Genomic DNA, 1713 nt, shown 5'->3' on the forward strand with positions numbered 1-1713 from the left:
CAGCTGTTCTTGCGCTCCACCGGCGCCAGCAACCCCAGCAGATACCCCCGCGCCCGCCTGCGCGGCTCCACCCGCCCGAACCGTCCCGCCACCCGCGCGAACAGCTCATCAAACCCTGCCAGCCAGGGTCTTCCGCAGTCACCGACTCAGACACAGCCAAGATCGTACACTAACGAACTGCCGTTGTAATATTAGTACTCCAGTGACACTTCGCGATCATGGTTCGGATCTGCGCTGGTAGTGGCAGTGTCGGGCTCTCGCTTGGTGACGGCGACGCCAGTCCGACCAGCGCATGATGGCCGTGACCGTGTGAGCCGTGGTCAGCACGAGCGTGGCCAGTAACCGGCGGATCTCGGGCAGCGTCAGGGGGATGCGGTCGTCGGCGGTGCTGGTTGGCTGGGCGGCGGCGATCGCGGTCAACAGGGCCAGGGCGAGCATGGCCAAGGTGACGTGCCGGTGCCAGGCCGTCCAGCCCCGCACCTGGTAGTGGTCCAGCCCGACCTGGCTCTTTGCGGCTTGGAAGGACTCCTCCACCGCCCAGCGGCTTGCGGCGATCTTGACCAGGGCCATCAGGGGCTGCCGGGTGGGCGCGTAGCAGCGGTAGAACGCCAGCTCGCCGGTGGTCAGGTTGCGTCGGATCAGCAGCCACCGATTGCCCTCCGTCTCACTGTCGTCGATGCGTGCCCAGGCCCAGGCATACCAGCGCGGTCCCTTGGCGCCCTGACCGGCGCGGTAGCGGTGCCAGTGCCGATCGGCCACCCTTGCTGCGACCTCGGCCGCGCTGACCTGGACGCCTTCGAGATCGACACGCCGGTTGCCCGCGATGGCCAGCACGTACCCGATGCGGCGCGCTTCCAGGGCGGCGCGAAGGCGCGGGTCTTGGCCGTAGACCTCATCGCCGGTCACCCAGGAGGCGGGTACGCCCGCGTCCAGCGCGGCCAGGATCATCTGCGTGGCCAGCGCGGGTTTGGTGGCGAAGGCGATCTCGTCTGGGACGCCGGCTGCCTGGCACCGGTCGGGGTCGGCCAGCCAGGTGTGCTCGGGCAGGTAGAGCCGCCGATCCAGCAGGGCCCGGCCACGTGGGGTGGTGTAGGCCAGGAACACCCCGATCTGGCAGTTCTCGATCCGGCCCGCGGTGCCGCTGTATTGCCGCTGCACCCCGGCCGAGCGGGTGCCTTTCTTGACGAAGCCGGTCTCATCGGCGATCAGGACGCCGCCCGGGCCGAGCCGGTCAACGACGAAGGCGCGCACGTCATCGCGTACGGCGTCGGCGTCCCAGCGGGCTGTGCGTAGCAGCCGCTGCAGGGCCTGCGGGCCGAGCAGTCCGGCATGTTCGGCCAGGTTCCAGCAGTTCTTGCGGTCGATGTCGGCCAGCAGCCCGCGCACGTAAGCGTCGGCCGCCCGGCGTGGTTCGACGCGACCGAACCGGCCAGCGATCCGGGCCATCAACTCGTTGAAGATGACCATCCAGCCGTCAGGGTCTACGCTGTGGTCCGCGGCCACCGCACGATCTTTGGTTGTCTTCACAAACTCCGAATGATCACGCGGTGGCCGTCGCCATGTGACCCCAACACCTAAAGATCGCTAAGTGTCACTGGAGTACTACTGAGGCTCCGCCTCGGACCGCCGAGATTGCCGGTTCCGCTGGCGATCTGGCATCGGTGAGTTCATCGTCACGACCATAGAAACGGTTGCGGTGGGTGGTCATCATGG

Annotated in this window: 1 protein-coding gene and 1 pseudogene; both read right to left on the reverse strand. The window is 67.8% G+C overall.

The window, feature by feature from the left end; translation table 11 throughout:
* Window positions 1-122 (reverse strand): annotated as a pseudogene (locus ACTWPT_RS59835) (IS701 family transposase); the annotation flags it as partial.
* 94 nt (window positions 123-216) lie between these two features.
* Window positions 217-1446, reverse strand: a complete 1230-nt coding sequence (locus tag ACTWPT_RS59840) for an IS701 family transposase (protein WP_443186450.1) — start codon at window positions 1444-1446, stop codon at window positions 217-219.
* Between the last annotated feature and the right edge of the window lie 267 nt (window positions 1447-1713).

Origin of the sequence: Nonomuraea sp. 3N208, assembly GCF_052245935.1 — a bacterium.
Classification (GTDB): Bacteria; Actinomycetota; Actinomycetes; order Streptosporangiales; family Streptosporangiaceae; genus Nonomuraea.